Origin of the sequence: Paenibacillus spongiae (assembly GCF_024734895.1) — a bacterium.
Classification (GTDB): Bacteria; Bacillota; Bacilli; order Paenibacillales; family Paenibacillaceae; genus Paenibacillus_Z; species Paenibacillus_Z spongiae.
Genome location: NZ_CP091430.1, coordinates 6,415,769 through 6,436,747 on the forward strand (window position 1 = coordinate 6,415,769; position 20,979 = coordinate 6,436,747).

Below are 20,979 nucleotides of genomic sequence, written 5' to 3' on the forward strand. Positions count from 1 at the left end.
CCGATCCATCCTAAATTTCGCTAATGTGATGACAACTGCGTTTATTCTCTTGGTGTCACACACTTGAGTTGCTCTACTTTTGCGACAAAACATATTGAGCGTCTCGCAGCAAATAGTTAGCCGCTTCACCTGAAATATGCTTCCCGCTTTGAGCCTTCACAAAGCGGGATCGTCGTTCCGATTTAGTAAGATTGCGATCAAGCTCCACCGTCGTCTTGCTGTTATCGACCCCCGACAGGTTGTCGGTTAATGCAAACTTGGCGTCAAATCCACTGAATCTTTATAAATGATGCTGTTGTCTCCCAACGGTCATCTCGACCTCAGGAACTTACTTATCCACCGGCGCTAAAAATTTCAATTCCGACAAACCGACATTTGGTCCGCTTCCACCGGATACCTGGAATTTGACCCATGTCACCGTCTTGTCAGGGAAAGTTACAGAATAAGCGCTCCCGTCATTCGGGATTCCTGAAACCGTCACAGTGCTTCCGTCGCTGAAGGTAAGCGTTCCGCCGGGCGCCCAGTCAGCTAAATTGGGCCGATCATAGAAAACAATCTTGTTGATCGTTTGATTCGTCGTCCAATTCACCTGGATCCATGGATTCTGTTCTCCCTTGGAGGCCCATTCGCCATTAACCGCTTGCCCTATGCCGTCGAACACTTTATTGGGAGTATAACTGGCATTGTAAAACGATGAAGCGGTAACTGTGGCGGTCAACGTTGGGATCCCATTAGCAGTTACTGTAATGCTTGTTGTCAATGGAACGCTGTTCGGGTTTGCGACTCCAATAGGCAGAGTTACTTGTCCCGTTACCGTGAAGGTCTGCGCCGTCGTGGCAGTTGGATCGTAGCTTGCACTATTTACATCCCAATTCACACTGGCATCCACATTTCCCCCATCGGTTACAAGGGCTACTTTAGCAGGCAATCCAAGAGCTTCCGCTGTCTTCGCCGTTCCGATGGCCACTGTTACCGGCGCAGGTACTGTGATGCTGTTCAATTTTTTTTCTTGAATCTCTATCAATTCAAACCAGCTAAAAACCCAATAAGCTTCCGTTACATTCAGCCTTATTTTATGTGAGCCTTCACTCAGTCTGACCGTTTCGGATTTAATGACAAAGTTCCAATTCGAGGTTGAGAATGAGGTTCTCGTTTGAGGTACTCCATCTACCTGGAATTCAACCACTCCCGTATACCCCGGTTTTGATGCCACCCTGTAATTTAATTGATAGAATCCCGATTTTGCCACATCTACGTTATATTCCATCCAGTCGCCTTTTTCTAAAAGATTCACTGTCCCACCCAGTTCATTTCTAAGTACGGCACCCTGTTTCGCATTGTAGTTTGCACCTTCTATCCTTCCTGGCACCAATGCTGAACCAGGCAATACATCTAAGAAATTTACATTAAAGCTGGCCGTCTTTCCAGCTAGAGTCACAGTCAGTTGCGCTCCTTCTTTAAGAGTGGCATTATCAAAGCCGGTAATATTATCATCCGTTACCTTCTCCACTTTTGTTGTTCCATCGCTGTAAGTGCCTGTCACAACCAGCCCTTCTATATTAAACGTATCTCCCAGCAGGTAATTCAACTTTGTTGGCAGTTTAGTTATTTCGATGCTTTGCAGCTTAACGTTAGAAGTCTCGTTGGCGATTGCCATGATCTGATCGGTAGACAATGCTTGATTGTAAACCCTTACTGAATCAATACGTCCATTGAAGCTTTGTTTGCCTGCACTGTTTGCACCGATATATGTTCCCTTTGTAGGTGTGACAGGAGTTTCATTCTTTTTGGTTACTGGTACGCTGTTGCCATTGATATAAAACTCCCAGATGCCGTTTCTTCTTGCCACAGTAATATTGGTCCATTGTCCCGCAGTCAAAGCAGTCTCCGATCTCGCAATCTGCTCACCGTTGACCACGATTGATACCTTATCCCCATTGGCATGATCCAACATGATAGAATAACCGTTGTCATCGCCATCGCCATTGGACAAGATCCGCTGAGATTTAGATTTCGAAGCTGCGCCATTCCACTTCACCCAGGCTGTTAGCGTTACATTGTCTGTTTTTGTGGATACAAGATCTGCGCTTGCATAATTGCCGTCAACACCATTCAGACTGAGCGAAGCGGAACCTTCCATTTTATCCGTCTTATCATAGGCAGCACTTCCATGCAAGGTTGCATTAAACCCATTCGGGATACTGTCGTTGCCATTGCCGTTAAATCCCCACATCGTGCTGGGATCGGTGCTATCCATAATGTGGAATTTATCTATGTTCACGCCTGCTGCGTTGCCATCGCTTTTTATGACGATCTTGTTATTTGGACCCGGATTCAGCTCAATAGGTACCGCCAAATCGTTATACGAACTCATGCTTCCGGTAGTCGGAATGCTGAGTGTCTGTACTTTGGCTCCATTTACATATAATCCCCTGGCAGCATTGGCAGCATCGGTAGCATACCTTAGTTTAAATATTTTATTGCCGCCAGAAGCTCCTCCGTCAACCTTGAGCGACTCGATATATGCGCTTCCATGGTTCATATTCACAACCTTACCGCCGGACAGATTTATGTCGTCGCCAGAGGTTGCATATGCGAATACACTATCCTCGGCTTCATACATTCCGGTTGTATTCGGGAGCAGACTCATAGTACCTTCCCATACGGTTTTTTGGGTAGTTACATCCCTTCCCTTTAAATGCACCTTGTCTTTATATACATCAAATATCATAGCTTGACTCTCTAAAACGGCACCATCTCTTACTGCAGTGAATCTATTGGTGTACATGTTGCCTTGTATCTTAGTATCGTCGTGAAGATGTCCTGTTGTTAAAATAACCTGTGGATATTTTTCAAGGATATTTCTGAACTTCTGTTCCTGTTTCGTGCTTTGACCCCAAGCATAATCCGAATAATATGACTTGGATACGGTCTGGTAAATAGGGTTATGCGTGAACACAAAAATCGGCTTGTCCGGCACGGCATTATCAGCAAGCGTGCTTTCCAACCAGGCTAACTGTTCGTCGGACATATACGCGGTATTGGCCGGTTTCTTATCCCACCCTAAAAATAAGAAGTCATAGCCTTGTATTTCCCTGTGGTAATACACCTTATTTTCTGGTATTTCTGCCTTTTCTATAAATCTGTTCTTCGCTACATTATAATCCGACTGCCAATCATACTCATGATTTCCAATTGTATAATACACCGGCGGACGATCTTTTACAGAATTGATAGCATTTTTTACGGCGTCATATTCAGCGCTTTCCCCAAAATTGGTTATATCCCCTACTAAAACGATTGCACTTGCATTATTATTAACAGCATCCGTTACAGCTTTCGCCGTATTACCCGTATGGTTATGCGTGTCCGACATTGACATAAAGCTGAAAATCGGACCATCCGTAGGGTTTTCCGCCCCTGCTGCAAAACTTTCTGTCTGAAAAAGCACAGCACTAAGGCCAGAGCTGACAGTAGCCATCATCGTTAGTATTAGAAATGGCTTTTTTAACTTTTTAAGAAATAACATAAATTAACCTCCTAAAAAAAAATTTAAAAAATCGGTAATGAAGAATTGAATAGCGTTCGCCTTGCTTAGCCGGTTAATGTCAAATCTTGTTCTCCCACCTTCTTTACTACAAAGATTATCACCCCCCTTTCACATAATCACTGATACATTCAGCGGGTCTTTGTCCGAAAATTTGTACGATCTTTTATTTTTCCAAACATAATTTGAATGTTTTTGCTTATTGCCGGGATGAATGGCTACGCTCACTTATCTTCCTATCTTGCTATACAACCCTGTAACACGAACGTCACAGGTTGTGGCTTTCGCTTAATTGCTTGTGTAAATATCTTTAAACTTGTCAAGCCATGTCTGATTGTCGGCCAGCCCATACTTCAGATCTTCTTGAACGATCTTGAAATCCGTAATTTGTATTAACTCTGATGGCGCAGGAACATCAGACCTTGAAGCGCGCATATTGAGTTTCGCTGCCGTAAGAGTCTGCAAATCTTTGGATGTCAGAAAATCAACAAACTTTTTGGCGCTTTCCATATTTTTAGCACCCTTGATGATTTGTACAGTACCAGGAGAAACGATAACGCCTTCTTGCATATATACAATCTCCACCGGAGAACCCTGCCTGACGGCTGCGGACGCCAACTCTTCGTGAGTCAGTCCAACAACATACTCGCCATCGGCAACACCTTTGGGCACTGCGGAAGAACTTGAAAGAAGCCTTCCGTCAAGATTTTCGGTCAGGCTTTTGATGAAATCCCAGCCCTTATTCTCATCTCCCGCTCCAATGGTCTGTAATATGTTTGCGATGTGAGTCAAGCCGGTTGACGATTTGGCGGGATCCGATAAGGCAATCTTACCTTTCAACTTCGGATTGAGAAGGTCCGCATAACCTTCAATTTTGATATCGCCAATAAGATTCTTGTTCACGAGAAGCACCATCGGAATAATGTCGTATCGGGTCATCATTCCTTCGACGTTATTGGCCGAATCTATTATATAGCTTTCATTTTCAGACTTATAAGGCTCAAATAATCCTTGTTTGGGAGCTACGACCGATACCGTCCCTCCCCATTCAACATCGCCCATCGGGTTCGCTTGTTCGGCCTCGATTTTCTTAAGAAGCTCTCCGGTGCCTGCACTAACGACATCAACCATAATCCCTGTTCTGGCTTCAAATTCCGGAATCACGACATTCATAACATCGGTCGCAGCTGCCGTATATACGACTAGCGACTTGGATGCTTCGCTCTTCCCGCCTTCTTCGCTTGAAGAATTTGCGGCAGCATCCGTCTTGGCTGGCTCCTCCGTTTTGCCTGGCGTTGAGCTCGAGCAAGCAACGGCTAATATGATCATGAAGGCTGTTAGCAGAAATACGAAAGTTCTTTTCATTCCGACTCCTTCAGACATTTTTTGACTATGTCCTTATTATATTGAAAAGAAAATAAAGAGAGCCATCCGAAAAAAAAGTTAAACTATCCGAATAAATGAACACACTGCATGACAAATCCCAACCAAACATATACAGCTCATGAAAGTGTCGACACCCTCATGAGCTGTATGCAATTTGCTAGTATAAAGTTAATTCGTGCTTTGCTTTGCGCGGATTCTTGACGACTACCCGGGTACTGGACTTCATAAAATTTGTGGGGCTTGCGCCTGTATACTTTTTGAACACATTGCAAAAATGTTTATACTCGCTGAACCCCGTCATATCGGCGATTTCATAAATCCGGCATTTACCCGTGGCGAGCAGTTCTACGGCTTTCTGAATTCTGTACTTGTTCAGGATATCGAGAAAAGTCTGGGAAGTAACCTCTTTCAATTTGCGGCTCAAGTAACTCGGACTGACTTCCAGTTCATCGGCAATAGCTTCGATGCTTAACTTTTGATAGTATTCGCTCTTGATTCGCTTGATCGCCTCGCTGACATAATAATTCTGTTTTTGTTCGGCATAGAGATAACCGTCCAAATCGATCAGATGGATATCGCCAATTGTTTTCGTCCTATTGATAATATCGTCGTAATCCTTGCCCTGCGTTATTTCGCGCCTGATATTCGCGATAATACCCGTAAGCTTCTCTTCATCCACCGGCTTTAACAAATATTCAGACACCTTCAACGAAATCGCTTTCTTGGCGTATTCGAATTCGCTATAGCTGGTCAGAATGATGCTTTGAAACGGATATATTTTCAACGCCTGCTCCACCATTTCGATCCCGTTCATGACAGGCATCCTGATATCTGTAATGACGAGGTCGGGACGATACTGCCGGATTAATCGGAGTCCTTCCTGTCCGTCGCCGGCATCGCCTATAACGGTACAATGCATAGACAGCCAGTCCACGGTATGAAGCAGCCCTTTTCTAATAATATCCTCGTCTTCAACGATGACCACCTTCAGCACGTTCGCTTCCTCCCCTGCTAAGCGGCAATGTGATTTTGACGACTGTTCCGCCATGATGCTCGCTTGATAGGTCTACCCCGTACTCTTCGCCATAAATGAGCTGCACTCTCCTATGTACATTGTACAATCCGACATGAGGAGAATCGTTATGATTTCGCTCCAATATCTGCCTAATATTTTGCAGAACTATCGGTTCCATCCCCTCGCCGTCATCATCAATGACTACGACCAGGTTTTCACCGAAAATATCCGCCTTGATTTGTACAGTCAAGGACTGACGGTTTGCAAAGCCGTGCTTGATTGCATTCTCTATGATCGGCTGAAGGATAAGCTTGGGAACCGTGCAGTCCAAAACAGCTTCATCCACATGGATTCTATAGTCGAATTTATTTCCGAAACGGTATTTTTGAATGAAGAGGTAGTTCTTCGTATATACGACATCCTCCGCCAGGCTCACTTCCATATTGGCATTATCGATACTGTATCTTAACAAGCTGGATAATACTACGATCATCTTATTCGCGGAAGAAGGATCTAATTTTACCGTGTAACGAATCGTTTCCAACGTGTTGAACAAAAAGTGGGGATTAAACTGAGATTCAAGCTGTTTAATTTCGGATAATACATTTTGTCGGGCCTTTTCCTTGTTCGCTTCAATCAAGTTTTTGATATCGGACAGCATCTGATTGTAAGCTTCCGCAAAGACCTGAAACTCATCGTTGGTATTGACCCTAAGCCGGGTTTCCAAGTTACCGGTTTGAACATTCTCGATCGCCCTGACAATGTCATCAATAACTTTAGTTTTACTTGCAGCTATTTTCCTTGCAGATACATAGGTTGTAAAGGCCAACATGCCGAAAAGCAAACTTAACAGCAAACCGGTCAAAATAAGCATCGATTTGAAGTAACCGACGGAGGTGAGTGTATAGATATGAATCTCGCCGTCGAGAATTTCCGTTGTCGTAACGTATTGACGGTCATGATTCGATTTGACGACTCCGGATCTGTCTCTGAAATTCACATCGATTTTTCCTAGTTCGTTAATTAGCAATTCATTCGTGCATGCAATCACATACCCGAAATGATCGGTTATAACGACGCTAGTCGAAAAATTTGTGCCGAGCAGCTTAACCAAATCTCTTTTGCTAAAATCGAAGGTGATAAATCCGGCGACTTGCCCCTCTATTACAATCGCTTTGCCTACTGTCAAGCTTGGACTGTCGGCATGTAAGGCAGGCTGCCTGGCTAGAATGACCTTATCCGGCATATCCTGCATTCTTCGAATAGGTCCCCACATGATAGAATGTTCGCCTTGGGCATATTCAGGAATATAATTCGAGCTCTGGATTAAAGGCTTCAGCTTATCGTCAAACACGAAGAAATTTCCTTTTAGTTCCATGTCATTAACGAAATTGTAAAGACTTTCATATAAGGTGCTGCTTGAATGTTTCAGCTTTAGGTATGCCAGCATGCGTTCATCTTTTGACAAACGATTCGCCTGATTTTGATAAGATTCTACAAGGCTTCCGATTGTTTCCGCTATTTGGACATTGTCCTTATCGTTCTGTGAAACAATTGTATTGTAAAGGCTGGAAAACGACAGGATATAACTGGTTAACGTTATAATGATGACCGGGATAAGCGCATAAATGATAAACGTTTTTCTGATACCATCTCTGTAACGCCTGAAACTTTTCGTCATTTCCTCACCTCGATGGTCCTGTTACATTATATCATTTCAATACGTTGAGGCTTTGCATTCATCAAAACTTAATAATCGCGGCCGGACTCGTGTATCAGCCCTAGTGATATTGATTTCATTTCTGAAAACTTTTCTCAAAATACAAAAAAAGGAGCACGAATGCCCCCCCTTTTCGGTGTTCTGCTATGCTATTACCGGCAATACTGCTCCACACCTTTCTCTTGATCCGCAATCATCTGGTCCATAAGCTCTTGCGACGGATAATAGTAATCGAGCGGTTTGATGACAGACAAATCGTAAGGAGGCTGCTCGACTTTAAACGCACCAGCAGTCTAGTATATAACAGGTATTAAATATCGGTGCAAGCTATATGCTACTACACGATGATACGCGTATATTTTTTCGGCTCATTCCTCCACGATTGCGACCGGACGGGCCCAGCCTGCACTCGCCTTTTCTACTTTGATCGGAAAGCAGCAGACTTTAAAGCCAAACGGCGTCGGAATTTTCTCCAAATTGGCCAGCTTTTCGATCTGGCAATATTCCCGGTCTTTGCCGACATAATGCGCTGCCCACAGAACGCCTTCCCTCGGCTGCTTTTTATACGCTTCGGCCTGTAGGTTGAGCGGAATATCCCAGCCCCAGCCGTCAGTACCTACTACCTTGACGCCTTGGTCCAGAAGCCACAACGTAGCATCGGCCGATACCCCGGCATGAAGGAACGCATAATGTTCGTGGTACAGCCGTTTGTCCGCATCGCTCCGGATGAGAACGATATCGAACGGTTTCAGCGTATACGCGATCCGTTTCAGCTCGGCGACCAGGTCGTCCGTCGTAATCTCGTAACCCGGCGGCTTCGCGCTGAAATCGAGCACCACGCCGTCGGAATAAAACCATTCGAGCGGTAGTTCGTCAATCGTTCTTGCATGTTTCCCTTCCGAAGTCGGCCAGTAATGCCACGGCGCGTCGATATGAGTACCCGCATGCGTATTCAGCGTCACCAATTCCGTCGCCCATGCCTTGCTTTCTGGAAAATCCTCCTGTTTGAGGCCAAGTGCTGCCGCCGCTTGCAGCGCCCCGTCTTCATGGGTTGCATATTCGATCTTCGCCGGTAGCGGCTCGCGGATGCGCGGACTAATCGGCACGCTCAAGTCAATAAGCTTCATCATGTATTCCCCTTCCCTTGTCTCCCGATTCAGGCACATTATACCAAATCGCCCCAACTGCCGATAGCCGGTCGTAACGACAGTTTCAACATATACCTTATCTTATGTGCTGAAAAAAACCAGTCTCTAAAAAGAAACTGGTCAAGTATCGAAACAAATCCTAAAATACCCCCGCCACAAAAACTTATATCACTGTTTTAACCAATAATTGGGAAAAGTTTGAAGCATCCTATCATTTAAACCAATTTTAATGTTCTCTTTATTTCTTCTAAGTATTGGAAAATTTCATTCTCTCTACTGGGATGACGTTCTATAAAATCTTTACTGGCCTTTTGCAGATAATCAAAAAAAACATCGAAGTCAACAACCAGAACTTCATCCTTCTCCACAGCAGGATATTCATAAAAGTAAGCTACACCGGTCTCTCCAAAATAGCCCTCTTCCCAAGGTTGAAGTTCATTCGCGAATAGACACCATACAGCCCCTATTCCAAAGCCTTGTCTGTTACAATAATTCTTTATGGCGTCCAAAAAGTACGATTGGCCTAAGTTAGCGTAATATAATTCTATCAGGTCCTTTTCCCTCTTCTTTTTAGTATTCATAAGATACTCCTTCAGGTATTAATTTAATAGGGTAAAATATTAGGGCTTCTCAAGGATCGGGAAAAAGTTAGTTATTTCACCGTTTTCAATATATCCTTGAAACATAAGTCCGTTCGGGGCAGTACCAGTTAGTATCCTTCCATTTGCTGATCGTGTAGCATTTGCCATTGCCTGACGCCCCCACTCTAACATTTGTTCATCCTTTATTACACTCGGGTCGTACACAGTCTTCGGGAAGGGAATGTTTTTATACTGCCCTTCAATTATTTTTCCTGTCATATCTTTGGCAGGTAATTGATATTTTATTTCATACACACCATTGATTGTTGGATGAGGAGTTCTAGATATAATTAAGTCATCCATTTTCCAACCATTATTAGTAAATACCTCTTCAAAATTATGAAGATTGTGTCCCCCAAGAATACCTCTGCCCTTCTTCCAAACTACATCTTCAACTTGTGAGAAGTGTGTATCATATCCGGACCTTAATTTGAGAAGGAGAACTTTTCCCGTCCCTTTCTCATTGGATTTATCGCTTTCGCCGCCCGACTTTTCAGATTTATTGCTCCCGCCATCCGGCTTTCCGCCTTCGCCATCATGCGGTTGGTTCGGATCGCCGCCGTCGCGGCCGGAGGAACTGCCTCGCCCGCCGCCATCTTTAGGTGGTTTGGCAGCGCCACCGGAACCGGCCTCCGGTGTTGGGGTGCTTTCGCCGTCTGCATCTCGCGATCGCCTTGGCCCACTTCCGGCGTCAACATCAGCCGCCCCCCGCGAACCTCCGGAAGGGACTTCGGCCCGCCCCGCTCTGCCGGCATGAACCAATTCCTCAACCTCGTCGGTATGGCGCAAGCCTTTGCCAAGATCCCTGCCGGTATCCAAAATATTGCCGATTCTGCCCACTTTCCCTATAGCACCGAACGGAACGAGATTCATCGCCCTTTCCCAAGTTTCTAGCTTTTCGCCGGTGATCAGGTCTTTCCCTGTGATCGCTTCAATAACGCCCTTCACCTGGCCGACGACTGGGACAAAATTAAGCCCGATGCTTAGCAATGTGGCGAATATTCCTAAACCGACAGTCGCGGCGACGGCGGCTCTCTGCGTATTGAAGCAATCGGACAAGCTTCCGCAATTGTCGGCCAGCGCCACGTCCGGAAACACAAAAAACAAAAACAATCCGATCAGAGTCAATATAGGGTAATAACGTTTCATTTTGACGGCTCACCTTCCTTCGGTTGGACGACCGGAAGCTGGGGTGTCAGCAGGAAAATAATCAACATCGAAAGCGCGGTCATCAGAAGCAGCGGCCGGAATGTATCCGTGGCGTACATCATATTTTCCAAAATCGCCGAAGCAATGATTTTAATAAGAATAAACCCGATAACCAAACGGATCAGCAGCGGAATTTTGTCCATCCACTTGGCCCAGACTCCAAGCGGAATGGGAATTAACTGTTGGCGGATCGCCAGCAGCACAAAAATCAAAGCTCCGATAAATACGGGATCGATCCACGATTTGTAGACTCCCGCTATCATCAGAACGGACCACAACGCGACTGCCGCCGTTGAGAACCAAGGATTTAACCGGTCTCCGAGCGATTCGACAGGGGGGAGCTCCCTTAACTCCCGCTCCAGCCCATCAAGCGGCTTTCCGATCTCGCTGCGAAACGCCGTCATACCCTGCAGCAGCATTCGAATGGCGGCGATCACGATTGCGACAAAGATGATCACCCACTCGTATTGCTGCAGAGGAACGGTCGCCTGCGCCGGAGGACTGGATGAAATCCAAGTAAATACCGGCCTTATTAGAACCGGCACGGTTTGAGTCCAGAAATAAACAAGTATCCCGGTAATCAGTACATACAGTGCTGCGGCAATCTTGAAGCTGGTTTTCAAAGGCAGGAAGGGAACCCTCAGCTGAGCGGTTAACGCCTTGGTTATCATAGGGATTTTTACCACTAATATATACAATAGACCGTACTCGATCACAAGCGGGATCCTCACCTTAATTACATGCTCAAATAAACCTTCGTTCCTCCGCCATCCGACCTCTGTCCAGCTTGTGTGCTGCAGAAAAAAATCTCCGAAGATAAAGCCGGCCAAAAAAAGCAGGCCGAGATTTGCGCTGCTCGTTCCCACAATTGCCGCAATCATAATCACCACCAGCGATTCGCTGAACACGCTTTCGAAGCCGGGATGCCACCACCCGATCACCAGACCGATGAACAACGTTAGCAATGGAGCCCAAGCGGCAACTGTCGGCCATGCCGCCAGGTAGAGGCCGTCCAAGAACGTGTAAGGGAGCTTTTTGGACAATCGGCTTGCCCGGAAAGGGAGTTGAACCCACCACAATCGAACGAACCGCTGGAGACCAGGCTTAGGCTGAGACATGGCCCGCGGACTCCTTTCTCAAGATTAGTTTCCTGGCCGTATACCCGAGTACAATCCCATATACGAAGTGGCCGACTATGGAAACCGAAATGAGCTCATCTAGCGCTTTCATGTCAAGCCAACCCGGATATACGGTCACCATCGCCAGTTCAAGGATCATCGCCCAGACCAGGCCGCCCTGGATGCCTTTGCGTCCGAATGCAACCGTATAAGCGATCCCGAATGTAGTACCATTGGCGATATGGAACGCCGCCCCGAGAATGCTGACCCATAGACCGGTTGCTTGTTCACCGACGAGCGCTTTTCCGAAAATTCCGAAAATATCGAACGGCCAAAATTGAATACCCGTCACCTTAATTAAAACAAATCGGGAAAGATCGTAAAGGCATGTGGCCAGGATGCCGGCTACCGTCCCATAACCGATAATCCGCTTGATTTCGGAATGTTTCCCGGGAGGCAATCTCCTCCAGATCAGACGTCCAATAATAAAAGCCAGTATCAAAATGCCAATCAAAGTGTACAGCATGGAAAAAGAAGAAAATATATAAACGAGCAGTGAAGCCCCGGTCGATAAAAACAACGCTGCAAAAATAAACGTTTTTCGCTCCATTCACCAAATCTCCTAAATTGTATTTTTCATGCCAACGGTTTTTAAAATTACCACATTCATACTGTCGAAGTAGCTAGATTGATGTCGTATATTCTTAAAGTTCTTAACAATACAGATTTGACGATTACGCATGAAGTTACTCCGATCTCAGGCTCCCCCCTTTCTGCAATCCACTTCGTTCTAGAAGTATTCACCTTCCCAGACTACATATGAAACCACAAATATTGATTACATCTTCTCTAATTCCTTTGCACAGCGATAAAATGTGTTTGGTTTTAATCCCAATTGCTTCATCGCGCTTTCCTAAATCACCCATTGTTTTGAACTTGCGGCTATCAAACAAAGACTCATTTTCCAAGATGATGATGTCGGCGTTTACTTCTTTTGTGATGTGTTTCCATTCGCAGATAATTCCGTCATAGTCACGGCCGAGCCGATCAAGGGCATCCAGATAAACCAAATCTCTCTCTCGAATCATCATTTTCATTGCCTGATATTTCGATCTGTCAAAATCCTTGCCGCTTTGCTTGTCAACAAATATGTATCGTTCCTCAATTCCGAGCTCGTGTATTTTTCTCCAGTTAACGCTCTGTATTTTGGTCCTTGGATGACACTCTTAAGTATCCCAATTTCATAAAGTACCTCCCCCTTTGAAATACTTAATTATGTCAATAAACTATAAACAAAATTTGAAATATTTCAATAGTTATATTAGCACTTTTTTACATTTTTTCAGGAAGGTTTTTGACTATTTCAAAAAGTATGCTTTATGGCACATCTTACATTTTTGCAGTAAATTGAAAAAATATCGACATTGCGTGTGGCTGATATTATCTAAACGAACATGTAAAAACCCCTTGAAATATAAGGGTCTGCTCATTGTTTGCATGTATTCAATGTATTCTTGATGGGAAGCATCAACAAAAAGCAGCCCAAAACAATACAGTCTTGGGCCGATTTTTCTGTTATTCAACTAACGTTACCCATTGGCGTAACGGCCCGACCTTTCATCTATGGTACGGTTCTCCGCGCTGTCAATCATAGTTCATCGTGCAGTTTTGCGTCGTCGCGCCGACCAGCTCGACCGGCGCAACGCACGCGCGAGGTGTGATTTTTCGTCTCTTTCGTCCGATGCGTTGACGCCGTATGGCATCCGGCGATTATCCGTTCTTCTTCTTCTCCGCCGCCCAAGCGTCCAACTGCTTCTGGAGCTCCGCCACAACCTTGTCGGCGCCAGCCTTCTTCAGCTTACCGATATACTCGGGCAAGTATTCGGCCGGATCGACCGTACCCGTGAACAGCAGCGGCTCATATTCGGCCCGGATGGCCGCTACGTTGGCATTCTCCGCTTTTACCGGTGTATCGTCGAAGTTGAACCCGAACGTCGGCTGCACGACGGCCGATTCGTTCAGCTTCCGGGTCACTTCCCACGTATCGGGCGCTTGGCCTTCGATCAGATAGCCGTTGAACACGTTGCCGAATACCCAGTTCGGAGCCGTATACCCCCCGTTCGGATTGATTTTCACCGTATTATTGCTTAGCTTTGTGTAGTGTTTCCCTTCCTGGCCGAAGCTGAGCAGATTATATAGCTCCCGATCCGTATTGACCAATTCAAGCAGCATCATGGCGCGCTCCGGATTTTTGGAGGTGCGGCTGATGGCCGTGAGCGTCGCGATATTGGAGGTGCGGGTCGTCGTAACGTCCGTGAACGGAATGCCGACGATTTCCCTTCCGCCGTTCTTCGCCTTGATCTCCGCTTCATACCCCGGCTTCATCGAGTATTCGATGGACGCGGCGAATTTGCCGTTATAGCTGCTGTCGATCTGTTTGACCGTGGACGCATCCTCGTTGATATAGCCTTTCTCGAACCAGCGGTGCATTAATTCGACGAACTGCTTGTATTCCGGCGTTTCTTCCATGAAATTTGTCCGATAGGACTCGTCGCCGATCTTCACCCCGTAATCGTCGTAGCCGTACAGGAACGGATGAAACTTCGTGAGCGGACCGACCAGCATGAACGGAACGATTCCGGGTTCGTTCTGCTTAATCTGCTCGAAGAACGGCTCCAGATCCTCATACCGCTTGACCTTGCCGACATCCAAGCCGTATTTGTCCGTATATTCCTTGATCACATTGATGCCGTAACGGGAGGTTACCGTTTGATAGCTCGGAACGGCGTAAATTTGGCCTTGATGCTTCGTCGCTTCCCATGTAAACGTCGGAATGGCCTTCTTCGTCTCGGGAGCGTAAGCGTCGATCAGCTTGTCGAGCGGCAGGAACGCGCCCTTCTTCACGTTCTCGTCGTAATTGAACGCCCAGTTTGCTGTCCAGACCAAGTCGAATTCCTCGCCCGCGGCGCTGGCCGTGTTCAGCTTCGTCGTATAGCTGCCGAAATCGATTGGCTTCAGCTTGACGGTCGTGTTGATTTTGGATTTGAGGATTTTGTTGACCTCGTCCTCAATCAGCTGCTGGTCAGGCGGCACCTGGGCAACACCGTAATACCAGGTGAGCTGGACTTCGGGCAGCGCGTCCCCGCTTTCCGGAGCGGAGGCCGACGGTGCGGGCGAGCCTCCGCTTTCCGACGGCGCACCCCCGTTACCGCCGCCGCTGCATGCCGCTATGAATAAACTCAAGATAACCAAGAGAATGCCGACATACCGAATCCTTTTCATGCAAAACCCCTCCATATTTTTATTCTATCATCAAAAGGGGCTACCCCTTCAACGAACCTACCGTGATGCCCTGCACGAAATATTTCTGGAAGAACGGAAAGACGAACATCATCGGGCCGGCCACCAGAATGACCAGCGCCATCCGCATCGATTCGTTGGGCAGCTGACTCATGTCCAGCCCCAAGCTTTGAATGAACTCGCTGTTATTGCGAAGAAAATCGAGCGTATTCATGATCCGGACAAGCAGGAGCTGCAGCGGAACGAGCTTGTCGTTATCGATGAACAGGAGCGCGTTGAACCACTCATTCCAATAGTTGAACCCGATGAACAGACCCAATGTCGCCAACGCCGGCGTCGACAACGGCAGGATCATGCGGAAGAAGATCCGCCATTCGCGGGCCCCGTCCACCTTCGCGGATTCGATCAATTCATACGGAATTTTGCCCATGAAGCCCTTCATAATAAGCACGTAGAAGGGAGACAGCATGCCCGGCAGGATGATCGCCCAGAGCGAGTCTTTCAGATGCAAGTACTGTGTCATCAGGATGTAGAACGGCACCAGCCCGCCGGAGAACAGCATCGTGAAGAAGATATAAATGGTCAAGGCAGTCCTCCACTTGTAATCTCTTCTCGAGATCGTGTAGGCGGCCATGCTGGTGATCAGCAGACTCAGGAGGGTGCCGGTCACGGTGATGAGAATGGTGTTTCCGTATGCCCGCAGCAGCACGCCGGGCGTCCGTAAGATGAAATCGTACGCGATCAGACTAAAGCGGGACGGAAAGAACGAGTACCCGAACGTCGTCAATGCTTTCTCGTCGGTCAGGGAAACGGATACGATAAGCAGAAACGGCGCCACGATTGCGATCGACAGAAGGAGAAAGACCGAATGAATGACCGCATTGCCCGTTCGGCTGCGGGTCGAAGCTGTTGGGTTCATGGTTGCGTTACCTCCTACCAAAGGGAATTTTCCTCATTGATTTTCCTCACCGTGTAGTTGGCAGCCACCACCAGCACGAACCCGACCAGCGACTGGTACAGCCCTACAGCGGCTGCCATCGAGATGTCGCCGCTCACGCTGAGCGCACGGTAGACGAACGTGTCGATAATATCGACCGTGTTATACAGCAGCGGCGAATTTCCCGATACGAAAAAGTGAAGGCCGAAATCTCCGCGGAACATGCTGCCGATCGTCATAATCAACAGGATGGTGATTAACGGGGCCAGCATCGGAATCGTTATTTTGCGCACCATCTGAAACCGGGTCGCTCCATCCATCCGAGCGGCCTCGTAGTAGGACGGATCGATCGCGACGATACCCGCGTAGTAAACGAGCGCCGAGAACCCGATCGACTTCCACAGATGGGCCAACGTAAGGATCATTGGCCAGTAAGCCGGCTCTAAGTACCAGCGGACCCGTTCTCCGCCGATTGATCCCAGCAGCCGATTGACGAAGCCGTAGTCATGATGCAGGAATATCTGCGCGAGGTACATGATGACGACCCAGGATACGAAGGTCGGAAGAAACATGACGGTCTGGTAATACTTGCTCCACTTCCGTGAAATTTCGTTCAGCAGAATCGCGACGAGCAGCGCACAGAACGTCGTCACGATCCAGAACCAGACATTGTAAAGAACGGTATTGCGGGTGACGATCAACGCCTTCTCGGTAAGGAAGAAAAATTTGAAGTTGTCGAGCCCGACCCACTCGCTTCCCCAGATTCCCTTGTCGTATCTGTAATTCTTGAAGGCGATGATGACGCCGAACATCGTCAGATAGCTGAAGATAAAAATATAGATCACCGCCGGCAGTGCGAGAAAGGTGAGCTCCTTGTCGCCGCTGCGGAACTTCCTGCGGGATCTCTTCTTGCCTTCGGCGGCGGCGAAACGCGTGACGGCTTCGGATTGGCGCATGCGGTATGTCCCCCTGTCGGATAAGTTGGATTCGGATTCGTCGATCCGCTTCCCTATCATGATGGCATACCCGCAAGCGCTCCATAAATCTCAAAAATCGAATATCGTATCAAATCCGATCACCGGATTTGAGGTTTGCATCAAAATCCACATCTTATCGAATAAAGGAGCCGCCCTTCCATGAATCCGGGCGGCTCCGCAAGGCGGCGTTATTTGGCTTTAGCCGGCATCAGCTCGATCTCGTTCGCGCCTGCATAATTGTATACGTTGAAATACCCTTCCGCAGCGATCGGGTTATTCGGGTCGGCATCCGATTCATTCAGGATCACGCGGGAACCCGATTTCAGGATAAACCGATCTCCGGCGGAGGAACGAATGACGCCGATCTCGATCTTATATTCACGGCCGGCTTCGAACGCATCATTCGGGATGATCCTGACCATTTTTTGTCCCGGCTTCCACGTTTGGAATTCGATCTGGTCCTCTTTGATGACGACCAGGTAACCTTTATTGCCATTCACCCAGGTCGGATCGCCGGTGCGGTCGGATCGCAGCGCGAACCCGTACCAGCCTCCGTCGAATGCTCCCAGCTTGGCATTGAACCGAAGAAGCACGCTGCCGAACTTCTGCCCTTCATAACCGTACACACTGTCTCCGGCGATTCGGATGTTTCCTTTATGAAAATCTAACGCATCCGAATCCGTCCATCGCTTCTTGTCTTTGATGGCCATATCGAGTGATTGGATAGCGTAATCCGGCCAAGGGAGAACCGTAACGGCCGATTCGGCCTTCACCCCGTCGTTCTCGTCAGACACGGCTGCAATGAGCGCCGAGCCGGGCTGATGGGCCGTGACCATGCCCGCGTCATCCACGCTTACGACCGCCGAATCACTTGATACCCACCTTACTTTCCGGTTGGAAGCTTCCTGCGGCAATACGTTTGCCTTCAACTGCCTTCTCTCGCCCATCTCAAGCGACATTGCGCTTTGATCCAATTCGACTCCCGTTACCGGCTCCCTGACGAGCGAGAACTTCACATCGTCAACCTGCATATCCGTAAATCCTTCCACGTAAAAACCGACTTTGCCGCTCGGGCTGTGGGACGGGTTCGCTCCCTGCAAGCGCAGGTCCCCGTCGACGTACAAGGTGACGTTCGCGCCTTGGACGACGAGCTTGATCGCATAGACCCGATCGGGCTGGAGATCGTCTTGGGTCAGGTCGACTTCCGCCAGCGTCTGCCATTTCGAGTCATACAATGCCCATAAGGACCCGGCAGCCGTCTTCTTGTAGAAGACATACCCGCTGCCGTTCGTCTCGTTGCGTTCATACATCAGGAAGTTTGCACCGACGGGCATCGATGCGGGTGTCTTCAGCTTGTATTCAAGCACGTAATCGGTGAAGTCTCTCGGCGATTGGGCGTTCGCTCCCCCTACCAGCCGATACCAGTGATTGCCTTCCGAATCCGCCTCAATGCTGGTATTGGCATCTACCGGCCAGCCGTTGCCGCCGGATTCGAAATCGGTGAAATGCATCACCCCATCGCCGCCCACAACCGTCACCTCGCATTCGTCCGTCAAGTCCGGATCCGCGTCCGACTGCGCCGTGATCACCGCAGTTCCCGGAGCCAGCGCCTGTACGTTGCCGTCCGCATCTACGGCCGCAACGGCCGGATTGCTGCTGCTGTAAATCACCGTCGGATTCGTGGCGTTCCAAGGGATCGCCTCTGCTTTGACGGCCGCCGTTTCGCCCAATTCCATCGTTATACCCGCATAAGGAAATTCGACATCGACGAGATCGACGGTATCCGGCGTATGGGAAATCCCGACTTTCCCCTGCGTGCCAATCAGCTCGAACGGAATCTTGGCGAAGCCGGGAATTTGGCTGAATACCGGCGCATCTTCCCGCAGGCGCAAATCACCGGCGGCCAAATTCTCGAAGCCCGGATCTTGGGCGGTAACCCAGTTGCCGGCATAATTCAGCAGATTGCGGACATCCCTGGCACCTTCTGAATTGACCTCCGCGGACCGCTGAACCGTGGGGTTGTAGATAACGTTGTTCGTAAAACCGTTGCTGTCCGGATAATAGCGATTCTCTTCAAAGAAGCTGGCAAGCTCCGGATATTTGGTCAAGTAGGGAGTGCCGACGAAATCGTTATACCTATCGAAGACAGCCTGCCATTGCGGCATATAGTCGGTATCGATCTTGTTGCCGGGCTGGTTGCCCATGAACATCTCCTGGTTATCGTACGGAACGTACGTGTCGATAAAGAGATTATTGTCTGCCGCAATATAGGACCCTGCATTGCTTTTGATCGCGGCATTTCCCATCTTGTAGAAAATATTTTGCTCGATCGTCAGCCCCATCGTCAGGTTGTCGGGATAAACCCCTTCCACGCCCGGTTTATGCTCGCCGATATGATGGAAATAATTCCGCCGGACGACCGTCCCCCGCTCCTGTGGGGTCGCTCCCGCGTTCATGTAGATCGCGCCGAGGTCGGAGAACATTTTGCAGATGTCGTAGACGTTGTTGTATTCGACCAGATGATCGTTGCCGAAAATCAAGATTCCCGGGTGCGGCGCGTCGTGAATCTCGTTGCCGACCGCCTTGTTGCCGACGCCCCGCAGGACGACGCCGGGGTTGTAAGCTCTGTTGTAGTATGCGAAATCATGAATATGGGAGTTCGTCACCCGGTTGTTCCCGGGTGTCAGCGCAGCCGCGTCCCCGCCATTCAGCGTAACGGCCAGCGCCCCGATATGGTGGATGTCGGTGCTGTCGATCGAATGATCGACGCCGTCCAGCTCACTGTCCGCGACCGGAGCCATGAACCGGCTCGCCACATTGACGAACACGGCACCGCCCGTGAAGTTGGCAATGTCGCAGTGCGAGATCGTCACGCTGCTGCCTCCGATGATTACGGCCGCCGTATCGCGACCATACTCCATCACGAGCTCTTCGAACCGGATATGGGAAGCCCCTATCGTCGTAATCATGGGCTTCTTCAGCGTCGTAACCGTGATATCGCCGTGTCCGGTCAGGAAGGCCGCGTTCGGAAGCAAATACAGCACGCCGGTCGTCCGGTCGATGTAATATTCGCCCGGCGCATCGATCTCTTCCAGTAAATTTTCGGCGAAATGAAAATCGGGGTACCAGTTTTTCTGGATGCCGGACATTTCGCCGTACTGCAGTTTAATCGTCCGGTTCCCGGTGTCGATACTTGCGATCTTGTTGTAAGACCACTCCCAGCTATAGCCAAAAATGCCGTCCAGCCATATATCGTCCGCTTGCGTCCAATACCTGGGACGATCGTACTCGTACTTAAATGTCCCTCCCCTCGTCTGCAGATCCGGATCGTCCACCGTTGGCCCGGGATCCACGATATCCCCCATCTGAACCGTTCCGTTATTCGGCCAGCGGGCCAGCGTCATGCCTTGCCCATCGACGTACAGCTGCATCGGCGGTAGTTGGCTGATATCGCTCGCCTTCCAATACCCGTGCCTGCTGAGTTGCCCATAGTCGGTCAAACCGTTAGCCGCCAGGTCGAACCGGACGATCTTACCACGCGCGTCCGGATCGACGATCCGCTGCAGTACGGCCGGGTCGGTAACGGCCTGGAAGCCGGCGCGGTCCAAGTCCGTGCCGCCTGACAGCCGAACCGTCTCGCCGGGGTAAGCGCGGTAGACAACCGGTGAATCGGCGGTACCGGAATCCTCCTCCGTGAGCTCGAACGATTCACTTCTCGGATAAGTGCCCTCTCTCAAGTAGACGTTTACGCCCCCGGCCGGCAATCCGGACACGCCCTTCAACGAACGGATGGCGTCCCTCGCCGCCTCCAGCGTACGGAACGGATCGCCTGGTCCGCCCGAATTGGAATCGCTTCCATTCGGAGCCACATAAAAAGTCTTCGCAGTCGTCACTTCCTGTGCATAACCGTTCGGGGCGGGCAGCCAGCCCAGCAGCAGCCCGGCCAGCCATATTGCCGCCCAATACCGTTTGCTCATCATC

The 20,979-nt window shown here is 48.8% G+C and carries 13 protein-coding genes and 1 pseudogene; all 14 read right to left on the reverse strand.

The genetic code is table 11. The features are described from left to right. Window positions 1-328: 328 nt before the first annotated feature. The 14 genes and pseudogenes from L1F29_RS28885 to L1F29_RS28950 all read right to left on the reverse strand — a co-directional run bounded on the left by L1F29_RS28885 (window position 329) and on the right by L1F29_RS28950 (window position 20,975). Window positions 329-3,529: a DUF7402 domain-containing protein gene (locus L1F29_RS28885; protein WP_258385464.1), complete on the reverse strand. Its 3,201-nt coding sequence runs from the start codon at window positions 3,527-3,529 to the stop codon at window positions 329-331. Between the two features lie 306 nt (window positions 3,530-3,835). Continuing rightward, window positions 3,836-4,876, reverse strand: coding sequence for an extracellular solute-binding protein (locus L1F29_RS28890; RefSeq protein WP_258385465.1), 1,041 nt, complete (start codon window positions 4,874-4,876; stop codon window positions 3,836-3,838). Between the two features lie 214 nt (window positions 4,877-5,090). Further along, complete coding sequence (locus L1F29_RS28895; protein ID WP_258385466.1) at window positions 5,091-5,927, reverse strand: response regulator transcription factor; 837 nt, start codon at window positions 5,925-5,927, stop codon at window positions 5,091-5,093. Next, a complete protein-coding gene (locus tag L1F29_RS28900; protein WP_258385467.1) occupies window positions 5,905-7,629 on the reverse strand; it encodes a sensor histidine kinase in 1,725 nt (574 codons plus the stop codon). The genes L1F29_RS28895 and L1F29_RS28900 overlap by 23 nt, the downstream gene beginning before the upstream one ends. A gap of 407 nt (window positions 7,630-8,036) precedes the next feature. Continuing rightward, on the reverse strand, window positions 8,037-8,795 hold the full coding sequence (locus tag L1F29_RS28905; protein WP_258389844.1) for a cyclase family protein: 759 nt from the start codon (window positions 8,793-8,795) through the stop codon (window positions 8,037-8,039). Window positions 8,796-9,031: 236 nt separating this feature from the next. After that, window positions 9,032-9,397, reverse strand: a complete 366-nt coding sequence (gene cdiI, locus L1F29_RS28910) for a ribonuclease toxin immunity protein CdiI (protein WP_258385468.1) — start codon at window positions 9,395-9,397, stop codon at window positions 9,032-9,034. Window positions 9,398-9,436: 39 nt separating this feature from the next. Beyond that, window positions 9,437-10,606 carry a pre-toxin TG domain-containing protein gene (locus L1F29_RS28915; protein ID WP_258385469.1) on the reverse strand — a complete coding sequence of 390 codons (1,170 nt, stop codon included), beginning with the start codon at window positions 10,604-10,606 and terminating at the stop codon, window positions 9,437-9,439. Beyond that, on the reverse strand, window positions 10,603-11,784 hold the full coding sequence (locus tag L1F29_RS28920) for a hypothetical protein (RefSeq protein ID WP_258385470.1): 1,182 nt from the start codon (window positions 11,782-11,784) through the stop codon (window positions 10,603-10,605). The genes L1F29_RS28915 and L1F29_RS28920 overlap by 4 nt, the downstream gene beginning before the upstream one ends. Next, window positions 11,771-12,394 carry a hypothetical protein gene (locus L1F29_RS28925; protein WP_258385471.1) on the reverse strand — a complete coding sequence of 208 codons (624 nt, stop codon included), beginning with the start codon at window positions 12,392-12,394 and terminating at the stop codon, window positions 11,771-11,773. The genes L1F29_RS28920 and L1F29_RS28925 overlap by 14 nt, the downstream gene beginning before the upstream one ends. A 298-nt stretch (window positions 12,395-12,692) precedes the next feature. Next, window positions 12,693-13,029, reverse strand: a pseudogene (locus L1F29_RS28930) (recombinase family protein); the annotation flags it as partial. 525 nt (window positions 13,030-13,554) lie between these two features. Beyond that, the gene (locus L1F29_RS28935; RefSeq protein WP_258385472.1) at window positions 13,555-15,066 is read right to left on the reverse strand and encodes an ABC transporter substrate-binding protein; all 1,512 of its coding nucleotides are present in this window, start codon (window positions 15,064-15,066) and stop codon (window positions 13,555-13,557) included. Window positions 15,067-15,106: 40 nt separating this feature from the next. Then, window positions 15,107-16,003 (reverse strand): carbohydrate ABC transporter permease, encoded by an 897-nt coding sequence (locus L1F29_RS28940; RefSeq protein ID WP_258385473.1) that lies wholly within the window; start codon window positions 16,001-16,003, stop codon window positions 15,107-15,109. Between the two features lie 14 nt (window positions 16,004-16,017). Further along, a complete protein-coding gene (locus L1F29_RS28945; protein ID WP_258385474.1) occupies window positions 16,018-16,977 on the reverse strand; it encodes an ABC transporter permease in 960 nt (319 codons plus the stop codon). A gap of 209 nt (window positions 16,978-17,186) precedes the next feature. Beyond that, window positions 17,187-20,975, reverse strand: coding sequence for an Ig-like domain-containing protein (locus tag L1F29_RS28950; protein WP_258385475.1), 3,789 nt, complete (start codon window positions 20,973-20,975; stop codon window positions 17,187-17,189). Window positions 20,976-20,979: the final 4 nt, after the last annotated feature.

Bases quoted from the DNA above. Each gene is read 5' to 3' on its own strand.
- L1F29_RS28885 (WP_258385464.1), bottom strand. From the start codon at position 3,529: ATGTTATTTCTTAAAAAGTTAAAAAAGCCATTTCTAATACTAACGATG.
- L1F29_RS28890 (WP_258385465.1), bottom strand. From the start codon at position 4,876: ATGATCATATTAGCCGTTGCTTGCTCGAGCTCAACGCCAGGCAAAACG.
- L1F29_RS28900 (WP_258385467.1), bottom strand. From the start codon at position 7,629: ATGACGAAAAGTTTCAGGCGTTACAGAGATGGTATCAGAAAAACGTTT.
- L1F29_RS28905 (WP_258389844.1), bottom strand. From the start codon at position 8,795: ATGAAGCTTATTGACTTGAGCGTGCCGATTAGTCCGCGCATCCGCGAG.
- cdiI (WP_258385468.1), bottom strand. From the start codon at position 9,397: ATGAATACTAAAAAGAAGAGGGAAAAGGACCTGATAGAATTATATTAC.
- L1F29_RS28915 (WP_258385469.1), bottom strand. From the start codon at position 10,606: ATGAAACGTTATTACCCTATATTGACTCTGATCGGATTGTTTTTGTTT.
- L1F29_RS28920 (WP_258385470.1), bottom strand. From the start codon at position 11,784: ATGTCTCAGCCTAAGCCTGGTCTCCAGCGGTTCGTTCGATTGTGGTGG.
- L1F29_RS28925 (WP_258385471.1), bottom strand. From the start codon at position 12,394: ATGGAGCGAAAAACGTTTATTTTTGCAGCGTTGTTTTTATCGACCGGG.
- L1F29_RS28935 (WP_258385472.1), bottom strand. From the start codon at position 15,066: ATGAAAAGGATTCGGTATGTCGGCATTCTCTTGGTTATCTTGAGTTTA.
- L1F29_RS28940 (WP_258385473.1), bottom strand. From the start codon at position 16,003: ATGAACCCAACAGCTTCGACCCGCAGCCGAACGGGCAATGCGGTCATT.
- L1F29_RS28945 (WP_258385474.1), bottom strand. From the start codon at position 16,977: ATGCGCCAATCCGAAGCCGTCACGCGTTTCGCCGCCGCCGAAGGCAAG.
- L1F29_RS28950 (WP_258385475.1), bottom strand. From the start codon at position 20,975: ATGAGCAAACGGTATTGGGCGGCAATATGGCTGGCCGGGCTGCTGCTG.